Source organism: Psychrobacter sp. 1U2 (assembly GCF_051847575.1).
Window position 1 is genome coordinate 1 of sequence record NZ_JBPYDC010001890.1, and the last position, 504, is coordinate 504.

Annotated in this window: 1 protein-coding gene; it reads right to left on the reverse strand. The window is 36.7% G+C overall.

Going from position 1 to position 504, the window contains the following annotated elements; translation table 11 throughout:
• Positions 1-266 precede the first annotated feature (266 nt).
• On the reverse strand, positions 267-503 hold the full coding sequence (rpsO, locus tag ACS8FD_RS24975) for a 30S ribosomal protein S15 (RefSeq protein ID WP_439277823.1): 237 nt from the start codon (positions 501-503) through the stop codon (positions 267-269).
• Between the last annotated feature and the right edge of the window lies 1 nt (position 504).

Here is a 504-nt window from a genome sequence, read left to right on the forward strand (position 1 = left end):
TGATTTATAGGTGTTGACCAATTAAATACAAAACTGAGTGTTTTTATGGTCAAAAGTTGGGCTAAACGGCAACCAGACTACCTAATACTTACCAGATATCCATAAAAAAGCGGCGTGAAACTATTCCACACCGCTCTTTCATTACTTACATATTATATTGATAACAGTCAATTATTTTTTCAACACTTAAAAGAGAGTCTTTAGAGTCATATGACAAATAAGCACTACCTTTTTACTTAACTATTATTAATATTGCAGACGTCAAATTAACGACGTAGACCCAACTGCTTGATAACAGTTGTATAGCGACCAAGATCTTTACCTTTTAGGTAATCAAGCAATTTACGGCGCGTATTAACCATACGGATAAGGCCACGACGGCTATGGTGATCGGCTTTATGCTCTTTAAAATGATTCTGTAAATCATTGATACGAGCACTTAACAAAGCGATTTGAACTTCTGGTGAACCTGTGTCATTTTCGCCGCGCTGGTATTGAGCGATG